General features: G+C 61.8%; 15 protein-coding genes. 12 read left to right on the forward strand and 3 right to left on the reverse strand.

Going from position 1 to position 18,336, the window contains the following annotated elements:
• Nucleotides 1-31: 31 nt before the first annotated feature.
• The 4 genes from QX048_RS33970 to QX048_RS33985 are packed head-to-tail and all read left to right on the forward strand — an operon-like array spanning nucleotide 32 to nucleotide 6,458.
• Entirely contained in the window at nucleotides 32-1,570 is a 1,539-nt protein-coding gene (locus QX048_RS33970) for a B12-binding domain-containing radical SAM protein (RefSeq protein ID WP_315828101.1), read from the forward strand.
• Entirely contained in the window at nucleotides 1,567-3,072 is a 1,506-nt protein-coding gene (locus QX048_RS33975; protein WP_315828102.1) for a hypothetical protein, read from the forward strand. The genes QX048_RS33970 and QX048_RS33975 overlap by 4 nt, the downstream gene beginning before the upstream one ends.
• Entirely contained in the window at nucleotides 3,045-5,480 is a 2,436-nt protein-coding gene (locus QX048_RS33980; protein ID WP_315828103.1) for a penicillin acylase family protein, read from the forward strand. Before QX048_RS33975 ends, QX048_RS33980 begins: the two co-directional genes overlap by 28 nt.
• A gap of 18 nt (nucleotides 5,481-5,498) precedes the next feature.
• Nucleotides 5,499-6,458 carry a DMT family transporter gene (locus QX048_RS33985; protein WP_315828104.1) on the forward strand — a complete coding sequence of 320 codons (960 nt, stop codon included), beginning with the start codon at nucleotides 5,499-5,501 and terminating at the stop codon, nucleotides 6,456-6,458.
• 530 nt (nucleotides 6,459-6,988) lie between these two features.
• On the opposite strand, the gene QX048_RS33990 is transcribed toward QX048_RS33985, so the two are convergent.
• Nucleotides 6,989-7,759, reverse strand: a complete 771-nt coding sequence (locus QX048_RS33990; protein ID WP_315828105.1) for an acyl-homoserine-lactone synthase — start codon at nucleotides 7,757-7,759, stop codon at nucleotides 6,989-6,991.
• Nucleotides 7,760-7,837: 78 nt separating this feature from the next.
• Complete coding sequence (locus QX048_RS33995; protein WP_315715569.1) at nucleotides 7,838-8,572, reverse strand: LuxR family transcriptional regulator; 735 nt, start codon at nucleotides 8,570-8,572, stop codon at nucleotides 7,838-7,840.
• 1,188 nt (nucleotides 8,573-9,760) lie between these two features.
• Here QX048_RS33995 and QX048_RS34000 point away from each other — a divergent pair.
• Nucleotides 9,761-10,744: a transporter gene (locus QX048_RS34000; RefSeq protein ID WP_315715570.1), complete on the forward strand. Its 984-nt coding sequence runs from the start codon at nucleotides 9,761-9,763 to the stop codon at nucleotides 10,742-10,744.
• 89 nt (nucleotides 10,745-10,833) lie between these two features.
• Here QX048_RS34000 and QX048_RS34005 read toward each other — a convergent pair whose 3' ends face one another.
• Nucleotides 10,834-11,742 carry a LysR family transcriptional regulator gene (locus tag QX048_RS34005; RefSeq protein ID WP_315715571.1) on the reverse strand — a complete coding sequence of 303 codons (909 nt, stop codon included), beginning with the start codon at nucleotides 11,740-11,742 and terminating at the stop codon, nucleotides 10,834-10,836.
• 145 nt (nucleotides 11,743-11,887) lie between these two features.
• Here QX048_RS34005 and QX048_RS34010 point away from each other — a divergent pair, with 145 nt between their 5' ends.
• The 7 genes from QX048_RS34010 to QX048_RS34040 are packed head-to-tail and all read left to right on the forward strand — an operon-like array spanning nucleotide 11,888 to nucleotide 18,333.
• On the forward strand, nucleotides 11,888-13,045 hold the full coding sequence (locus QX048_RS34010) for an alpha/beta hydrolase family protein (protein ID WP_315715572.1): 1,158 nt from the start codon (nucleotides 11,888-11,890) through the stop codon (nucleotides 13,043-13,045).
• Nucleotides 13,046-13,068: 23 nt separating this feature from the next.
• The gene (locus QX048_RS34015) at nucleotides 13,069-14,022 is read left to right on the forward strand and encodes a VOC family protein (RefSeq protein WP_315828106.1); all 954 of its coding nucleotides are present in this window, start codon (nucleotides 13,069-13,071) and stop codon (nucleotides 14,020-14,022) included.
• On the forward strand, nucleotides 14,006-14,365 hold the full coding sequence (locus QX048_RS34020; protein ID WP_315715574.1) for a Rieske (2Fe-2S) protein: 360 nt from the start codon (nucleotides 14,006-14,008) through the stop codon (nucleotides 14,363-14,365). The genes QX048_RS34015 and QX048_RS34020 overlap by 17 nt, the downstream gene beginning before the upstream one ends.
• Nucleotides 14,366-14,402: 37 nt before the next feature.
• Nucleotides 14,403-15,533, forward strand: a complete 1,131-nt coding sequence (locus QX048_RS34025) for an FAD-dependent oxidoreductase (protein ID WP_315828108.1) — start codon at nucleotides 14,403-14,405, stop codon at nucleotides 15,531-15,533.
• A 49-nt stretch (nucleotides 15,534-15,582) separates the two neighbouring features.
• A complete protein-coding gene (locus QX048_RS34030) occupies nucleotides 15,583-16,740 on the forward strand; it encodes an MFS transporter (protein ID WP_316174801.1) in 1,158 nt (385 codons plus the stop codon).
• A 16-nt stretch (nucleotides 16,741-16,756) separates the two neighbouring features.
• Complete coding sequence (locus tag QX048_RS34035) at nucleotides 16,757-17,332, forward strand: cupin domain-containing protein (protein WP_315715576.1); 576 nt, start codon at nucleotides 16,757-16,759, stop codon at nucleotides 17,330-17,332.
• On the forward strand, nucleotides 17,332-18,333 hold the full coding sequence (locus QX048_RS34040; RefSeq protein ID WP_315715577.1) for a fumarylacetoacetate hydrolase family protein: 1,002 nt from the start codon (nucleotides 17,332-17,334) through the stop codon (nucleotides 18,331-18,333). The genes QX048_RS34035 and QX048_RS34040 overlap by 1 nt, the downstream gene beginning before the upstream one ends.
• The last annotated feature ends 3 nt before the right edge of the window (nucleotides 18,334-18,336 follow it).

Consider the following 18,336-nt stretch of genomic DNA (forward strand, 5'->3'; position numbering starts at 1 on the left):
ATGCGGCATCAGGCATGACGAGGGCGGATACATGACGCATTCCAAGTACAAGATCCTGTTCGTAACGCAGCACTATCATCCAATTCATCTGGCAGACGACCGGATCTATATTGTTGAACCCATCCAGTACGAAGTGCTGGCGTCCATGCTGGACAAGGATGAGGTGGACATTTCTCTGCTGGATCAGCGCCTTGATCGCCGCCCGTTGGCCCTGCTCGAGACGATAAGGCGCCTGCGTCCAAACTTCGTCGGATTCACGTCTTGGACGATGCATGTCGACCTCGTGCGGATGCAGGCGGCGCTGGTCAAGCAGATCGACCCTTCGATCATCGTTGCGGTAGGGGGGCATCATGCTAGCCTAAGTCCGTCCGACTTTGCGGACCCCAACATTGACTACGTCATGATGGGAGAGGCTTATCTCTCTTTCCGGGATCTGATCCTGCGCTGCCGGGAAAGCGAGCGTAACGTAGCTGATCTGGCAGGCGTTGCCTGGCAGGACAACGGCAAATTCTTCTCGAACGGCAAGGCGGTCGTTCCGAAGTCCTTCGATCTCGACAGCCTCCCCCTCCCGGACCGAAGCATCCTCGGCAAATATAAGGGCAGATACTATCACCTCTGGTGGAAGCCGGTTGCTGCCCTGAGGACGTCCATGGGATGTCCCGCAAGATGCTCGTTCTGCAATTTGTGGCGGCCGAACCTCGGAAAGTATCTAACGTGGAGCCCGGAATACATCGTCGAGTATCTCAAGACGATCGAGGAGCCGTATGTCATATTTACAGACGACCACTTCTTCGGGGACGGGCGCCGGGCGCACGCCATTGGTGAAGCGATCCTTCGGGCGGGCATCAAGAAGGAGTACTTGTTCTACAGTCGGGCGGACGCGATTGTCAGAGACCCGAGCCTGGTCGCGCTGTGGTCGCGGGTTGGGCTCAAGCGCCTTCGGATGGGTCTGGAGAGCTATTCCGATTCCGAGCTCGGTGCCATGGAAAAGGGCAGCTCCGTGGCGCACAACGACAGGGCCATCGAGATTCTCAAGAAGAATGATGTCTTGATCGAAGGCCTGTTCATCGTCGGTGTCGACTACAAAAGAGAACAGTTCGAAAACTTGACGAGCTACATCCGCAGCCGAAAAGTCGATATCCCGAACATCACTGTCGCGACGCCGATGCCGGGGACGACAGACTACGCCAAGAACGAAGACGCGCTCATTTACAAGAATCCGACGTACTACGATTTTCAGCACGCCGTGCTCCCCACAAGGCTCGATATCAAGGAGTTCTGCCATCTCTATGGGAAGATGCTGCTCAAGGTCCAGAGACCGCCACTCGAGCAGATCCGGCGCATAGGTCTGTTCAAATTCATTTGTAACGTTCCGTCATTCTGGATCTACTTTCTTCGCGTCTACACGTCTTACAAGCACTACGGCTACGTAGAGCGAAGCGGGGGCGAACTTCCAACACTTCCATGGGTTGATATGCGGCGCGGAAGCTGCGGCGGTGACGCGGTAGCGGACAAGAAATATGGCTCCGTCGACATCGACAAGGTGTTTCCGACAGGGGTTCCGTCATGACGGACGAGGCCGACGTCACGAATGATATCAAGCTGCGCTTCGGACGCCCCGACGATTTTGCCGCGCTTAGGTCTCTGCGGGGCGAGGTGTTCTGCGATGAGCTTGGGATTCAGGAGCGATCCTATCACGACGTCATTTTCGATTGGTATTCGAAGAATGTCGTTTTGCTTGCGGGCAACCGTTTGATAGGTGCTGTTCGTCTTGCCTACATCCGAGATTGGCAGGAGTACTATGTCAGCTACCTATGCCTCGCGGCGCAATACCGCCGGAAAGCGCATCTGCGGCTGTTGTTCGGAGCCATTATTCTGCTCATGAAGCGAAATGGGATCAGGTCAATCAGGGCGGATTCGTCCGACGCAAATCTGATGATGTATCAGGCGATGGGGTGCGTTCCCATCGGAGGAAAGTTCAAGAAGCCAGGATTTGTCTGCGACTGGACACCGATGCGCTACGACATTGGTGTCAATGCAGCGGCGGAGGAGAGTCTTTCAGAACGCGCGGCGGCTCATTTTGAACCGTGGACCGAGAGCGATCTGACATGGGTGTTCGACACCGTGTTTCATCGGTGTGACACCGCGTCGGCATTCGGGGCGACTTTCGAGGCCCTTCTCGAAAAGGATCTGATCCCTGGGCATCTGCCGTATCTGGCTCGTCCCGACCGGGTGATCGACCTGCCGCACGATGAGGCGTTTACGCGTCATCTGAGGACAGTCGAGGTGCGGTCAGATGACGATGAATTCTTTTCGGCAACTTCAACAGCATCTCCCACTCGCCCTGCCTGCCCGGATCGCACGACCATCACCGCGAGCAGTCGGTTCGCGCATCTGAATGCTCGGTTTTCGTCCAAGACCCTGGTGGCGGTTCTTGTCGACTCGGAGGCGTTGGTCTTCGCGCGACTATACGCTGTCCTGACCTGCAAGCGTCTGGTCGAGTTGAACGATTGGGGGGAACTGCCCTCTCTCTGCCCACCGTCCGTATCGAGCGTGACTGCCATTATCGGACCGGCTGATCGGGCGCTGCCGAAGGCGGTTTTATCGGCAGCGCAACGCCGATGCGCTATCGGGCTCCTGAGCGCCGCGGACCTGCCGGCTCTCTCGTCGACGTTGCTCGGCTCGTATCTGAACTTCATTGGACCAACACAAGTCGCGATCGCGGTCCATCCGGCGGGTCTTGCGTCGTACGAGGCGCCGACAGGCGAGTGCGGTCGTGGGCTCGGCCCAGGTTTGTGGAGCCTCGCCGGTGGACCAGAAATGACCGTCGTCGCGATTGGCCCGTATCATTTGCTCATCGTGCCCGCCAGGATATGCCGAGCTGCCGTAGCGGCCATTTCAGAATTTCTCAAGGTTGGCTATGCCATCGGACAATCAGTCCGATTGGTCCGCGAGGAGTGCCTGGGCGATGAGCCGATCCTGCTGATGGGAGATCCGAGCCTTCGCCTCGATGTCGCCCCGTCAGAGAAGAACGTGGAGGCGACGTGGCGCTTGGCGGCCGTCTCGAACTGATGTTCGTGCTGAACAACTCATTTTCGATGCCTGCTTTCACGGCCGTGGTGGTGACAGGGACGCTATGCGTTGTTGGGCCGTGTTTTCTTTTCGGGCTGGCGCTGGTCGCGACGATCTTCGTGCGCGCGATGCCAAGGCGATCGGGTGAACGCAGGCTTGCCGGGTTGGGGAACGAGGTCAGGATTTATCACGACAAGCATGGCGTTCCCCATATCTTCTCGGAGAATTTTCAGGATGCCGCGCGGTGCCTGGGTTACCTGCACGCAAGCGAGCGCCTGTTTCAGATGGAAATTCACCGACGTGCTGGACAAGGGCGACTTTCCGAAATCTTCGGGGCGGATTTCGTCGACACAGACAAAATCATTCGTGTTCTAGGTCTCTACCAGCTGGCCAAGACCAGCTTTGCCGCGCTTGCGCCGGAAACTCAATCCACGCTTTCGGCCTATGCGGACGGCGTCAATGCATTCTTGTCGACGCACCGAAGCAAACTGCCGTTTGAGATGGTCTGGTTGAGATTCCGGCCGGAGCCATGGTCTCCCATTGATTCAATCGTGTGGGGCAAGCTCATGGCTTGGCAAATGAGCCGGAACTATCTCGCCGAGCTGAATCGAGCCGAGTTGACCAGCAGAATCGGAACGGTCGATGCCGGCCCGTTCTATCCCGATCCCATGCGGGGCAAGACTGGACCATCGGCGTCGGGTGGGTCTGGTGGCTCGCGCGGACAATCCGACTTTTCAGACAAGATGGGAGCGCTGCTCGGATTGGCCAATGGCGCTTCAAATGCTTGGGTCGTCGCCGGCGAGCGAACCACCAGCGGCCACCCGCTCCTCGCGAACGATCCGCATCTTGACGTGTCGTCGCCAGTGCTCTGGTTTTTATGCCGGATCGTCACCCCCGAAGGATGGGTGAAAGGAGCCGGAGTACCAGGCGTACCGATGATCCTGCTTGGACAGAACGAGAGCTTCGCCTGGGGAACCACGGCGGCGATGTCCGACGTTCAGGATCTGTTCGTGGAAACTCTGGATCCGGCGGATCCGACCAAATATCTTGCGCAGGCTGGCTCTCACGCATTTGACAGGCATGAAGAGACGATCCGAGTCCGAGGTCGGCCCGACGTCAAATTCGCCATCCGCAAGTCGCGGCATGGCCCGGTGCTATCCGATGCTGTCCCGCGTCTTGCCGCGCTGGCGGGCAGCGATGGCGTCATCGCGCTATCCTTCAGCGGGCTCGGAGATTGTGACCGCACTGCCGAGGCGTTTCTGAAGCTCAATCGGGCGCGGAATTGGGAGGAGTTCAAGGATAGTTTGCGGCTGTACGAAACGCCTGCGCAGAACATGTTCTACGCCGACGTCGCCGGCAATATCGGTGTCATGAGTCTAGGGCGGGTCCCAGTGCGCAAGTCGGAATATGGCCTGCATCCCGCGGCGGGATCAACGGGTGATGCAGACTGGTCAGGCTACGTTCCGTTCGAGCAGATGCCGCACTCGTTCAATCCGGCCTGTGGCTATATCCATAATGCGAATGGTCGACCGGCCTGGTGTGGGCACGATGTCTTTATGGGATGCGATTGGGAAGAGCCGTATCGGACACAAAGAGTCCAGCAGTTTTTCGACAACATCAGATTGCACTCGCTGGAAACATCTGCCCAAATGCAGGCCGACATTCTATCTCTCGCCGCTCAGGATCTTCTGCCGATTTTGCTTCGAGCAACCCCGTCCAGTCCACTGGGACGGCAAGCCCTCGCGCTGCTCTCGAAGTGGGACGGCACGATGCACAAGGACTGGGCAGAACCGCTCATTTTCAACGGGTGGATGCAGGCGCTCCGACGAATGCTGATCGATGACAAGGCGAAGGTGAAGCTTGAGTATGTCGGGCCATGTGCGGCTTCGCTCCTCAGGAAGCTTATCCTGGAGCATCCCAAATGGTGCGCTTCGGGCGAAGAGACGGATCTGGAATGTCGTGCATGTCTGACGCGGGCTCTCGAAGAAGCTATGGCGATGCTCTCGAGGCGCCGCGGATCTGACCTGACGAAATGGCGGTGGGGAGACGAGCACATCTCGACGCTTTCGCACGTCTTCTACTCGCGGATACCGATCTTCAGGTCATTGAGCGAGCTTGGCGTCGGAAGTGGCGGGGACCTGTATACGCTCAACAGCGGAGGTGCTCTGCAGCCGCACCATGATCGCCCGTTCGAGCGGAAACACGTTCCGACATTTAGAGCCCTATATGATCTCGGCGATCCGGATCGGTCCCGCTTCATGATCGCGACCGGCCAATCTGGCCATATCTTCTCGCGCTTTTACGGAAACCTGACGCCGCTTTGGAACGAAGGCGAGTCGATCACGCTGGCTGGCGATGAGTTGGCCTTGCAGCGTGAAGGCGCGACTCTCATGAGATTTATTCCGTAGGGCTGACAGGGCAGTCACATGGCGGTCGAGGAAGCATCTTTGGTCAAATCGGGTGATACGGAAGCCGATTCCTCGGGCGCGCCGTTGCCGCCGGTTGACTCAGGGTCCAGTCGATCAAGTCCCTATGTTTCGGGGCTGATCGCAGTCATGTTTTGGGGAACGACTCCGGCCGCGACGGTACTGGTCGCCCATGACATGCCCTCATCGTTGATCGGGCCGTCCAGACTTCTCCTGGCCGCGGTCTTCCTCCTACCAATGGTTCTCCTGCTTCGGCCGCCGCTTCCGACCGATAGGGGAGGTTGGATCGCCGTCGCGATCAACGGTGTGATCGGGTTCGGTGGCTCGTTCTTTCTGCAGGGTCTGGGCTTCTCGCGAACGTCGACTTCGCACGCGGCTCTCATCTTGGCTTGCGCTCCGGTGTTTACATCCATCATCCAGCATGTGCTGTCCCGGACATTTCCCCGCACTCTTTGGCTGATCGGAAGCGCGATGGCATTGTGTGGTGAGACGTTTCTAATCGGCGCTCGTTCGAACGGCGATGTCTTCGGCAGTGGAACAATGGTGGGCGACGTCATCGTTCTCATCGGCACCATTACGGTCAGCATTGGATATGTGGCAGGCGCTCGCGCATCTGCGCGAATTGGCCTGTTCGGAGCGACGGCATGGTCGATCATCTTCGGTGCTGCTCTTGTGACGCCGCTGTTGCCCTCTGTCTTGGAGGCGATCTCCGGGGTGACGGTCGTAGGAGGAGGGGCCCTGTTCTTTCTTGCGGTCTTTTGCACCTTGATCGGATTCGCCGCATGGTTCTGGGCTTTGGACAAGGGAGGCGTCTCGGCGATTGCGCCTCTGCAGTTCGGACAGCCGATCGTATCACTCTTGATAGCCGTGATCTTTCTGGGAGAGCAGCTTTCGATGAGCATTTTTGCTGCAGTTGGATTGGTTCTCACGGGGGTATACTTCTGTCGAAAGTCGGCGTGAGAGGTCGTATCCCGCGAGGTGGGTCGCCGGTTAGCAATGCGGCTCTTGATGTGCGTTCCGCAATAGCGGCTGGGCGAATTGCTGTGCTGGATGAATGCGGTTGCAGGTTGTTGTTGTCAGCGAGCCGGACCGCAAGGTCGAAGAACAGCGTTTCGTTCAAGAACTCGTCGCGGATCTCTGCATCCGGTTCATCATGACGCTGCGGGTGAGCTCGGTACTTTGTCCGAGACGATCGCGCCCGGCTTGCCGTCCGGTGCGACAATCGCAGTCAGCCCGCGCTTCCTGTCGCCCGAGAGCGAAGTATCGGCAAATGCTCCCAGCCATTCCGCGGTGACGATCGTCGATCGCACAGCTGTCAGCGCGAACGCTGGCTCGGCACGCTCTTGGCGCGGCGGACCGCAAACTGCTGATCGGCACTCGAACTGCCGAGCTCTCGTCCTTGGACGGGGCTTACCGCCTGCAGGTGCTTGCGGGCGGCTCGCTGTAGCCAACAGCCAGAAGGCAACTTGGGCCCGGAATGACAGGTCTGGTTAGGTCACCGGGGTCGCCGCGCTGTAGGTGCGGTTGGCGCCGTCCACCTGCAAGGAGCATAGATCTAACGGCTCGGGTACAATCTCTCGTTGCGCGTGAAGTACCCCGGTCCTGCGCAGCGCTCCTGCGCAGATGTGACGTTTTGCTTTGGAAGCGGCGAGGTCTCGGAGGGATGGTTGGTCTAAGATGTCAGTGTCGATTCCCAAGCATTTGCGCGATGTAGATACCGTACGGTCAGAGACTCTCGCCTCCAACGCAAGGGTCGGTCGCCCATCAAAGACCACGGGATCGGCGAGTGGTTGCGCATTCCATCCAAGCCGGTTCAGCCGCCGTACCCAACCCGGCTTGGATTGCGCGATAAGACCCGTGATGCCGAGGTACTGGCATATCTCTGCTATGGCGACCATCAGTCGACGCGAGGCTAGAACGTCACCGTCTCCGATCTCGGACCTGGCGCAAAGACGGGTCCATTCGAAGATGTCCGGCGCCTTCGGATATGATCGCCCCCGCACCAGCTCCGGATACACGTGCGACAGGAGATGCGGCCTGGTCGTCGGAAGAAGCCGCGAGTACGCCATCACCCGTCCGTCGTGGATATCAACTACATGCAGCGCATCATCACCATCAAACTGGTCCCGATCGCGCCGGTCCGGCTTGACAAGGCTTGACCACGCAAGCGCTTCCACGAAGATCCTATATCTAAGATCGTAGATTTCATCCATAAGGCTGGGGGTCGCCAGTTTTGAATCCTCGTAGAACGCAAATATCATCATGGTCTCCTCGGGTAGGGAGACCAACCGATCATTTTGCAGAAGTATTGGCGATGCCGTTCTAGTACAGTATTTACTTCATACTGGCTTTAGCGAACCGTTCAATATCGCGATGCGGACGGCCTCTGTTCGGCTGCCGGCGCGAAGCTTCGACATCGCGTTGCGAAGATATTGATCGACGGTTCGCTTGGAAAGACGAGCCTCAAAGGCGATTTCCTTGGATTTCAGGCCGTGCATCGCCCAATGTAGGCATTCCAGTTCGCGCGGCGCGAGCACGCACGCTCGCTCCTCTTTCGCCGTTGCAGGTCTTTTCGCGTGTATCATTTGGTCGACACGCTGATGACTGAGTAACGCCATGAAATGAAGATTGTGCCGATCGCTTCGCTGCAGCGGCTTGGCGCCCGTCGCAAACGATACGCAGGTTGTGCGCATTTGCGGACCGTGGATGGGGACCGTGAAGCCGTCAATCAGTCCTGCGTCCCTTGCTTCGTCCATGAGCTTTCGTTGTTTTGCGGTGAGCGGCTGAACCGCACACTCCTCGCTCCAGACGTACGGCGTCGCTCTTTCCCGAAGCAGTTGGGCAATCGGGTCTATATGGACATAATTTCTCTCATTATAATATCTGATCCAGGCATCATTCCAGCCACGTAGCTGGATATGAGGCTCGAGGATTTCCATTCGGCTCGGCAGGTCAGCGATAAAGACGCCGGTCACTCCGAAGCGCTCAGTGGAGGCTAGAAGCAGCTCGAGTAGGCTGTCGATGCTAGTAGCATCAGCGATAGCTTCGCCATAGGCCTGAGGGATCTCAAACATTGCCTTCTGTCTCGAACGCAAAGTAGTCAGGATACTGCCGATAGCTGACGGATATCTCTCGTCCGGACAGTCACCCTAGAAGTTCGCGAGTCGCCACACATTCAACCAGCGCACCTCCTCCCGACGTTCCGTTCAGAAATTCCTCGTCTCGCCCGCGCGGTCGTGCACAAAAAAATTGGAGAGTCGCTTCTTCGACATGCCCTACAACCTCTGCGGATGATTAGCAGTGACGGTATAGGAATGCAACCGTTCTGGTTTCCTTGGAATGGTTTTTTGCAGATTGAATGGCAATCTGGTCGGAGCGGTGCGTCGAATGTCTGCCGTACGACTCTGGTAATCGGCCGCAGACATCAAGAAAGCTGTGGCGAAACCCATTCACCGATTCCTCTGCTGGGCGGCTCTCGCTGCCATCAAACGCGACCGAACGATAATGAACGGCCAGAAGCCGGCGGCCCCGACGTCCTGGGTAGGAGACGAGAGTGTCAGCGAATACACGTATTGATTGACGATGAGAAGACTGATCCAGCCAGCACTTGAAAAGCGGTCTGCAAGCGCAGCGTTTTTTCGCCATCAACGCGAACAGCCGGCCTGCTGAACCGATCGCGCCGCGCGTCGGGATACGACGCGTTCATTGAGAAGGCAAACAACCGATTGATATTGCGGCAGTTCGTCTCGACGATTTGCCAAAATGGCTTTGATATCGTTGCATCATCAAACTGATTTTGAATCCGCCATGCGGCCTCTCATCCAGCAGCGTGGCCCGACGTCATGGAATCGTCATTGGTGGAATGACCATGGAAGTTACTGGCAAGTCATATGCCTCTTAATCAGCGGGTCCTAGGTTCGAGCCCTATGCGCCTGCCGCCAACAATCTATGGTTGTGTTTGATCCAAGGCCTGAACTGCAGGCCTCGTACGGGCAATCTTCAACACGGTGGGTGAGATCGATTATGTCGTCGGTGACGTGCCCGTGGTTGCTCACTCTGCTCGAACCAAGGAGCGCGACATCAATCGACGCCCGTGAGGCCGGCACATCGAGACTGTGAATAGCTCGGATCAAAACGATCAATTTTACGAATGATCTGGGATCGCTCATCAATGACGCGATCGGTCGGGCGCGGGCGCGTCGCCGTGAGGTCGGTCGGGGGCAAGCTCGTTTCGTAGAAAACGCGCCACCAAGGGGGGATTCATGACAAGAGGACTGCAGCGGTCCGCTTCCGCAGCGTTGATGTTGGCCGGGATGATCCAGGGTGCGTGGGCCGCCGAGAACGCGGCCACCAACTATCCGGCGGGCTCGCCCGGCGTGTTCATTGCGTCGTTTCCGCCGATCCCGGGCCTGTTTGCGATCAGCCAGACCAGCTACACCAGCGCCAACGGCCTGTATGACGGGCAGGGCAAAAAGCTGCCGATCGACTTCAAGCTCTCCGCCGTGTCGGAGACGATGCGGTTTCTCGCCAGTTATCCCGGCGACTTTTTCGGCGCCCATGTCTATTCGCAGCTCGTGGTGCCCTTCGTCCATCTCGAAAGCACCAATCCCGGCGGATCGTTCCAGGCCAACGGCCTTGCCAATCTGACCTTCTCGCCGATCATTCTGAGCTGGGCGCTGTCGCCCGTGCAGACCTTCACGGTCGGCCTGGACATCATGCCCAACACCGGCACCTATTCGGCGCGGCAGCCCCTCAACGTCGGCACGAACTACACCACCATCTCGCCCGTCCTCGCCTATCGCTATGCCGATCCGAAGGGCTTCGAATTCGCCGTCTCGCCACGTCTGCTGCTCAACGGCACCAATACCGATTCGGTCAACGCCTTCACGCAGCTGACCCAGCAGTACCGCAGCGGTGATGCGCTGGTGGTCGACTTCAACGCGGGCTATAATATCGGCGCCTGGAAGCTCGGCGTCGTCGGTGGCTATACGCATCAGTATCAGGACGACAAGATCAACGGCGTCAAGGCATTCAATTTCGCCGGGGTGCAGGACGGCAACCGGTTGCGCTCGATCAATGCAGGCCCGTCGCTGACCTATAATGCGGGTCCCTTCCAGATCAACGTGAACTACCAGCATACATTCTACGTCGAGAACGGCAGCCGCGGCGATACGGTCTGGGCCAATCTGGCATTCCCGATCTGGGTGCCCGCGCCGCCGCCCGGAGCCGGACCGATCAAGCGCTGACTCGCGCAAGCTGGATTGATCGCTCCTCAACGAAGGCGGCCGGCGTCTCGCGCCGGCCGTTCGCCATCGCCAGTGCCGGTCGACGGTGGTCAGGGCAGCTCGGCGACGACCTCGCGGATCAGAGTGCGCAGCCACAGCAGGCCGGCATCGTTGGAGCGGTAGCGATGCCATTGCACGCGCTGCCGCAGCGCCGGCAGCGCGATCGGCAGCTCGATGATGCGGATGGGAAGGCTGCGCTGGGCGGCGATGGCGAGCCGCCGGTGCACGGTGGCAAGGCGGTTCGTCCCGGCAACGAGATGCGGAATGGCGGTGAACGCGTAGACCGAAACGTCCTCGCTGCGGCTCGTGTTGCGCTGCTCCAGATAATAGGTTTCGAGCGATTGTGCCGCGATCGCCGGCCGCATCACGACGTGGGACGACTTGGCGAAATCCTGCCGTGACAGCTTGCCCTTGCCATACTTTCCCTTGCTCCACGCGATGACGCAGAAGTCGTCCTCGAAGATCACCTCGGACGGGTGCAGCTTGGAGCTGAATTCCTCCGGGATGATCAGCAGGTCGACGTCGCCGCGCTCGAGCGCGCGCTCTGGCCGCTGCACCTGCTGCAGGAAGTCGAAGCGGATACCGGGCGCAAGGGCCTCGCTGCGCGCCAGCAGCCGCGGGATCAGCGTCACCAGCGTGTAGTCCGACGCCAGGATCTTGAAGCAGCGGTCGGACTGCGCGGGATCGAACTCGGCAGACGAGGCGATGGCCCAGTCGACCCGCACCAGAAGGTCCCTGATCGAGTCCTTCAGCGTCTCCGCTCGCGGCGTCAGCTCCATTTTGCGGCCGATCTTCACCAGCAGTTCGTCATCGAAATAGGTTCGCAGACGCAGCAAGGCATTGCTCATCGCGGACTGCGTCATGTTCATGCGCGCGGCGGCGCCGCTGACGCTGCGCAGGTGCAGCAGATGGTCGAGCGCGACCAGGAGATTGAGGTCGAACTTGTTGTTGAAGCGCATCGGCGGCCTCGCTCGAGGTATTCAAGAGATCAATGCGATCAATCTTGTTAATCAATTTTTCGAAATGGTCAAACGGGGCTATGCCAGACCTCGGGAAGAACGTCGAGGAAGACGCGTGGCCGGGCCGCGCGTCGCGAGTGCATTCATGTTCAAGTATTTTCCGACCAACTATGTCTGGAATCTCTCGGTCGATCTCGCGATCGAGATGGGCGCGCGGATCGGCGAGATCGAAGAGATGTGCGCGCCGCTGCAGGAGGCGGCCCGGCAGCCCGATGCCAACGGTACCCAGGCCTTCCGCGAGACCTGGGCGCGGATGGCAGACAAACTCTGTGCGCTCGCGTCCGAGGACGAGGCGAAAGGGCGGCTGCTGTCGGCCGGCGAGAAATATGGCCGCGCAGCGAGCTATCTGATCACCTGCGAGCGTCTGCAGGCGCACGAGGCGCCGGGGCGGCTGGCGCTGTACCGCAGATGTCTCGACGTGTTCGCCAAGGGCATTGCACTGGCGCGGGAGAACTGCGAGCGCGTCGAGATTCCCTATGAAGGCTCCCACATTGCCGGTCTCATGGTCCGCGCGGAAGGGCGCGACGGGCCGGCGCCGCTGCTGGTGCAGGTCAACGGCCTGGATTCGACCAAGGAGATGAAATACCGCGTCGGCTTGCCCGCCTGGCTCGCCCGACGGGGCGTGTCGTCGCTCGTGATCGACCAGCCCGGATCGGGCGAGGCGCTCCGGCTGCAGGGTCTCACCGCGCGCCATGACAGCGAGCATTGGGCGTCCCGGGTCGTCGACTGGCTGGAGACCCGCAGCGACGTCGACCCCAAGCGGATCGGTCTCGAGGGCGTCTCGCTCGGTGGCTACTACTGTCCGCGCGCGGTGGCTTTCGAGCCGCGCTTTGCCTGCGGCGTCGCCTGGGGTGCCAATCACGATTGGCGCGACGTGCAGAAGAGGCGCCTGCAGAAGGAAGGTGATTTCCCGGTCCCGCATTACTGGGCGCATGTGCGCTGGGTGTGGGGTGCGAGAGATCAGGACGACTTCATGCGGATTGCCGAGCAGGTTCACCTCGACGGCATTCTCGACCGCATCAAGGTGCCGTTCCTGGTGACGCATGGCGAGAAGGACTCGCAGATTCCGCTGCATTGGGCCGAGCGGACCTATGAGCAACTGGTGAATTCGCCCAAGCGCGAGCTGAAGGTCTTCACCGCGCGCGAAGGCGGCGCCCAGCATGCGAGCTTCGACAACAGCATCAATGCCGGCCACTACATCGCGGACTGGGTCGCAGAGACATTGAACGGACACATCGCCTGAAGCAGCAGGTGGAGAGGAAAGTTATGAAAATTGTCGGTCTGGAGAGCCTGATATTCGGTGTCGACGACGTGAGGGGCGCGGCGCGCTTCCTGGTCGATTACGGGCTGACGCCCGTCGACGTCTCCGATCGCGGCGGCCGCTTCGAGGCGATCGACGGCACCGCCGTGGTGATCGCACGGCAGGATGATCCGGCTCTGCCGCCGGCGCCCGTGCCGGGCTGCCGTCTGCGCAAGACGGTGATGGGCGTCGCCGACGAGGCGACGCTGGGGGCGATCACCGCCGAGCTGCGGCGCGACCGCGAGGTCCGGCGGCTGCCCGATGGCTCGATCGAGTCGACCGACGATTCCGACTTCGTGATCGGCTTTCAACTGACGGCACGGCGGCCGTTCATGCTGGCCAGCGAGATCTCGAATGCGCCGGGCGGCGTGGTGTTCCGGCCGATCAACAGCCTCGGCGTGCCGCCGCCGGGCAGCGTGATCCGTCCGCGCTCGCTGTCGCATGTGGTCTATTTCGTGCCCGACGTGGTGAAGGCCGAGGCGTTCTACGTCAACCGGCTCGGCTTCCGCTGCACCGACCGCTTCACCGGCACCGGGCCGTTCCTGCAGCCGGGCGGCTCGCTCGACCATCACACCCATTTCCTGATCGGCGCGCCGCCGCACATGCACGGCGTGGAGCACTTCACGTTCCATTTCGGTGGTCCTTCGGAAATGATCACCAACGGCTATCGCTTCGTCGAGAAGGGCTATCAGGCGTTCTGGGGCCCCGGCCGTCACATCCTGGGCTCGAACTGGTTCTGGTACTTCAATAGCCCGTTCGGCTGCCACATCGAGATGGATGCCGACATGGACCAGCACGATGCGAGCTGGCAGCCGCGCGAGGCGACGGCATCCGCCGACAATTCGCAGACCTTCCTGATGAAGATGCGCAAGAAATGGTACCCCGGCCCCGGAATCCCCGAGAATGGCGACTACGCGTGAGGCCGAGGCGCGATGGATCCGGCTGTGCCGCGCCGATGAGATCGGCGAGGCGCAGTCGCGCGGCTTCGATCCCGATGATGAGGGGCAGGACAGCCTGTTCGTCGTGCGCCGGCACGGACAGCTGCATGGCTGGCGCAACGCCTGTCCGCATATCGGCGGTGCGCCGATGGCCTGGCGCAGGGATGCGTATCTCAACGCCGACGGCACGCGTATCGTCTGTCACGCGCACGGCGCCGAGTTCATGCCCGACACCGGGCTGTGCGTGCAGGGGCCGTGCCGCGGCGAGCGGTTGAGCCGTCTCGAGCTCGTCGTCATCGACGGCGAGTTGTTCGTAAAGTCATAACATGCCCGCAAGGGCGGACTGCAGAGGGGGAAGCACCATGGCAGTGGTGAGCAGGGTGCTGACGATCGGAGGCGGCTTTTCCGGTATGGCCGCGTCGATCCAGATGCGCAAGGCGGGCATCAACATCGATCTCGTCGAGGTCGATCCGAACTGGCGGCCGGAGGGCGCCGGCATCACGGTCAGCGGACCGACCTTGCGCGCGCTCGAGACGATCGGCGTGTTCGCGGAATTCGCGCGGCGCGGCTACACGGCTGACGGTGTCGACCTGTTCGCGCCATCGGGGCATCGGATCGGCGAGATCCCGACACCGAAGGCCGTAGGATCGGATGTGCCCGGCGGCGGCGGAATCATGCGGCCCGAACTCGGGCGCATCCTCGCCGATGCGACGCGCGCCGCTGGCGTTCACGTGCGTGTCGGCTGCACCTACACGCGGATCACGCAGCACGACGGCGATGTCGAGGTCGCCTTCACCGATGGCACGACGGGCCGTTATGATCTCGTGGTGGCTGCCGATGGCGTGCATTCGAAGACGCGGGCGCTGCTGTTTCCCGAGGTCAAGTCGCCGCAATACATCGGCCAGGTGGTCTGGCGCGCCGTGCTGCCGCGGCCGGCCGACATCGTGCGTCCGCGGATGTGGCTGGGTGGTGCGGTCAAGGCGGGCGTCAACCCGGTGTCGCCGAGCCACATGTATATGTTCGTGACGGAGGCGCGGCCGGAAAAGCTCCAGGCCGAGCGCGCGTCCTGGCCGCAACTGGTCGCGGACCTGCTGGCGCCGTTCAGCGATCCCGTGCTGGTGGCACTGCGGGCGCATTTGTTCGCTCCCGACGCCGCCATCGACTATCGGCCGCTCGCCAACCTGCTGGTGCCGGCGCCGTGGAATCGCGGCCGCGTCATCCTGATCGGCGACACCGTGGCCGCGACCACGCCTCACCTCGCCTCCGGCGCGGGCATCGGCATCGAGAGCGGCATCGTGCTGGCCGAGGAGCTGGCTCGCGCGACGACCCTGCAGGAGGCATTCGACCGCTTCCATGCGCGCCGCTGGGAGCGCTGCCGCATGGTGATCGAGAACTCCGCGCAGCTCTGCCGCATCGAAATGGAGAACGGCGACAAGGCGGAGCACGCCAGGATCATGCGCGAGTCGATCGTCGGGCTGACGCAGCCGATCTGAGCCAACAACATCAACGAACAACATCATCAACGGGGAGGAAGCCATGACGGTGACGACGGAGACGTGGCGCGGACGCATCGCGCTGATGGTCGCGCATTGCGCCGGGATGGTCGATCTCGTCGCGCTGCCGGTCTGGGTGGGCGCGCTGATCGAGCGCTACAGGTTCAGCCCGCAGCAGGCGGGACTGCTGGCCACGCTGTTCCTGCTGGGCGCCGTGCTCAGCAGCCTGTTCTTCGCACCTCGCTTCAACCGGATGAACGCCCGCCTGGCGGCGGCTGCGGGATATGGCGTGGCCGCGCTGGTGTTCCTGGCCGCGAGCCGAACGTCGGAGTTTGCGCTGCTCGCGATGCTGCACGCGCTGGGCGGCGCAACAGCGGCCTGCGGGCTGAGCTTCACTCACGGCACCATCGCACGCAGCGCCAACCCGCACCGCCTGTTCGCCATCGTCGGAATGGCGCTCGGTGTGTTTGCCATTCTGTTTCTCGGCATGACGCCCAATCTCGTGGCGAGCTTCGGCGGCCAGGCCTTGTTCGTCGTGTTTGCCGGCGTGATGGCGGTCGCGGCGCTGGCGGCGGCGCTGTCATTTCCGAAGGGCGTGGTGCGCAGTGACGAGGATCTGATCGCGGAGGTCAGCCATCTGCCGCGCGCCGTCTGGTTCGGCATTGCCGGCATCAGCTGCATGGCGCTGACCCAGGCGATGCTGTTCAGCTTCATCGAGCGGATCGGCGCTGACCGCGGCTTCGAAGCTGACGCGGTGACGGGCGTGCTGATCGCGCTCGGCTTCGTCAACCTGCTGCCGGCGCCGCTCGCCGCCATAATGGAGCGGCGGCTACCGGCGAGACACGTGCTGCTGGCGGGCCCGGTCTGCCAGGCGCTGATCGCCGTGACGATCACCTTCGGCTCCGGCTTCGTCGCCTATGCGGTCCCGACCGCGATCTTTGCCGCGGTAATGATCTTCACCCACACCTTTGCGTTCGGGCTGCTGTCGCGTCTCGACCCGACCGCGCGGGCGTTGGCCGGCACGCCGGCGATGCTGATGATCGGCGCTGCGATCGGCCCCATTCTCGGCGGCACCTTGGTGCAGCTGTTCGGCTATCCTGCGCTCGGGCTCGGCGCCGTCATCATCTCATCCGTCGCCGTCGTGATGTTCTCGCGCGTGTTCGCTGCGCGCGGCGCGGCGTCCGCCGCCTCTCTCGAAATCGCCTGACCAGGAGGCCTCCAGCATGACCCTTCCGCAGATCCGCCGCGTCGTCACCGGCCATGACGCGCAGGGCGCCGCCGTGATCTCGTCCGACGGCGCCTTGCCAACCGTCACCGAGCTGGCGGCGATCCCCGGCACCTTCTTCCACGAGGTCTGGAGCACGCAGGCAACGCCGGCGCTGATCGACAACGGTCCCGATCCGACGATCGGGCCGCTGCGGCTGCCGCCGCCAACGCATGGCAGCCGCATCCGCTTCGTCGACATTCCGCCGGATACCGAGGACTTTCTCCGCAACGGCGCGGCGCGCATGAATGCCGCGTTCAGCCAGATCGGCGACCCCCACGCCTCGACCGTGACGACGGAATCGCCACATCCGCTGATGCACCGCACCGAGACGATCGACTATGGCATCGTCATCTCCGGTGAGATCACGCTGGTGCTCGACAAGGGCACCGCTGACCTCAAGGTCGGCGACGTGGTGATCCAGCGCGGCACCAACCACGCCTGGGCCAACCGCAGCGACAAGCCGTGCCGGATGCTGTTCATCCTGGTCGACGGCAAGTTCGGTCCCGAAGCCAACCCGACCAAGGCCAGCTGATGAGACTCGCGACCTATCGGAACGGCAGCCCCGACGGCGGCCTGGTCATCGTCTCCGGGGATCAGGCGCGCGCGTGCAATGCCAGCGCCATCGCACCGGATCTGCTGACGGCGCTGCGGAATTGGCAGCAGGTCGAGCCGGCGTTGCGCCAGCTCGCTGAAAGTCTCGAGGATGGATCGGCTGCCGATGTAACGGCGTTCGATCCCGCGCGATGCCTCGCACCGCTGCCGCGCGCGCCGCAATGGCTGGATGGCTCGGCCTTCCTGAATCACGGACGGCTGATGGATGTCGCCTTCAACAAGCCGCCGATCCCCGACTTCGACACCGTCCCGGTGATGTACCAGGGCGCCAGCGACGACTTCCTCGGGCCGCAGGACGATGTTCCCTTCGTGACAGAAGCTGATGGCATCGACTTCGAGGGCGAGTTCGGCGTCATCGTCGACGACGTGCCGATGGCTGCTTCTGCCGAAGAGGCTGCGCAACGAATCCGGCTGCTGGTGCAGATCAACGACTGGAGCCTGCGCGCGGTCGGCGCGCGCGAGGTTCGCACCGGCTTCGGCTTCCTGCAGGCGAAGCCCTCGACCAGCTTCGCGCCGTTTGCGGTGACGCCGGACGAGGTCGGCGATGCCTGGCGCGATGGCCGGCTCGACATGGCCCTGCATGTCCGGCGCAATGGCGAGCGGATCGGCGCAGCCTCGGGCCGCGAGATGGCGTTCTCGTTCCCGCAGCTGATCGCCCATGCGGCGCGGACGCGGCGGTTGACGGCCGGCACGATCATCGGCTCGGGCACGGTCTCGAACGCCGATCGCGCCGCCGGATCGAGCTGCCTTGCCGAGGTCCGGGCGATCGAGATGATCGAGCACGGCGCGGCGCGGACCTCGTTCCTGCGCTTCGGTGAGGAGGTGACCATGCAGGCCTGCTTCGCCGATGGCCGGCCGGGTCCGTTCGGGCGTGTCGCGCAGCGCGTGGTTCGTGCGGCGGGCGCCGATCGGCCGGATTGAACC

The organism is Bradyrhizobium sp. SZCCHNS30572 (assembly GCF_032484415.1).
Taxonomy (GTDB): Bacteria; Pseudomonadota; Alphaproteobacteria; order Rhizobiales; family Xanthobacteraceae; genus Bradyrhizobium.

What these genes read in the sequence shown, in the direction of transcription:
- QX048_RS33970 (WP_315828101.1), top strand. Translation starts at nt 32, where the DNA reads ATGACGCATTCCAAGTACAAGATCCTGTTCGTAACGCAGCACTATCAT.
- QX048_RS33975 (WP_315828102.1), top strand. Translation starts at nt 1,567, where the DNA reads ATGACGGACGAGGCCGACGTCACGAATGATATCAAGCTGCGCTTCGGA.
- QX048_RS33985 (WP_315828104.1), top strand. Translation starts at nt 5,499, where the DNA reads ATGGCGGTCGAGGAAGCATCTTTGGTCAAATCGGGTGATACGGAAGCC.
- QX048_RS33990 (WP_315828105.1), bottom strand. Translation starts at nt 7,759, where the DNA reads ATGATATTTGCGTTCTACGAGGATTCAAAACTGGCGACCCCCAGCCTT.
- QX048_RS33995 (WP_315715569.1), bottom strand. Translation starts at nt 8,572, where the DNA reads ATGTTTGAGATCCCTCAGGCCTATGGCGAAGCTATCGCTGATGCTACT.
- QX048_RS34000 (WP_315715570.1), top strand. Translation starts at nt 9,761, where the DNA reads ATGACAAGAGGACTGCAGCGGTCCGCTTCCGCAGCGTTGATGTTGGCC.
- QX048_RS34005 (WP_315715571.1), bottom strand. Translation starts at nt 11,742, where the DNA reads ATGCGCTTCAACAACAAGTTCGACCTCAATCTCCTGGTCGCGCTCGAC.
- QX048_RS34010 (WP_315715572.1), top strand. Translation starts at nt 11,888, where the DNA reads ATGTTCAAGTATTTTCCGACCAACTATGTCTGGAATCTCTCGGTCGAT.
- QX048_RS34015 (WP_315828106.1), top strand. Translation starts at nt 13,069, where the DNA reads ATGAAAATTGTCGGTCTGGAGAGCCTGATATTCGGTGTCGACGACGTG.
- QX048_RS34020 (WP_315715574.1), top strand. Translation starts at nt 14,006, where the DNA reads ATGGCGACTACGCGTGAGGCCGAGGCGCGATGGATCCGGCTGTGCCGC.
- QX048_RS34025 (WP_315828108.1), top strand. Translation starts at nt 14,403, where the DNA reads ATGGCAGTGGTGAGCAGGGTGCTGACGATCGGAGGCGGCTTTTCCGGT.
- QX048_RS34035 (WP_315715576.1), top strand. Translation starts at nt 16,757, where the DNA reads ATGACCCTTCCGCAGATCCGCCGCGTCGTCACCGGCCATGACGCGCAG.
- QX048_RS34040 (WP_315715577.1), top strand. Translation starts at nt 17,332, where the DNA reads ATGAGACTCGCGACCTATCGGAACGGCAGCCCCGACGGCGGCCTGGTC.